General features: G+C 44.7%; 1 protein-coding gene. It reads right to left on the bottom strand.

Translation table 11 applies throughout. From position 1 onward, the window contains the following. Nucleotides 1-237: zinc ribbon domain-containing protein (locus tag A1019T_RS12915; RefSeq protein ID WP_143514157.1), on the bottom strand; the 237-nt coding region annotated here is incomplete at both ends.

Below are 237 nucleotides of genomic sequence, written 5' to 3'. Positions count from 1 at the left end.
CCGACCGCAAGGATGTTCTTAGCAGCATTGATATCTCTATCATGCCATGTGCCACACTCAGCACACCTCCATCCTCTTATTCGCAAACCTGCTCTACCTTTTGGACTACTGTCACTTATTTTATGGCAGCACGAGCAAGTCTGGGTAGTGTAACTCTCATTTACGATCTCAAACTGACAACCTGCATGCTTGCATTTGTATTCCAGTTGTCGTTTAAGTTCAAACCATCCTGCATCA

Origin of the sequence: Psychrobacter piechaudii, assembly GCF_900162825.1 — a bacterium.
In the GTDB taxonomy this organism is placed as follows: domain Bacteria; phylum Pseudomonadota; class Gammaproteobacteria; order Pseudomonadales; family Moraxellaceae; genus Psychrobacter; species Psychrobacter piechaudii.
The sequence above is the reverse complement of the archived record's forward strand: the minus strand, read 5'-3'. Positions and strand labels throughout refer to the sequence as shown.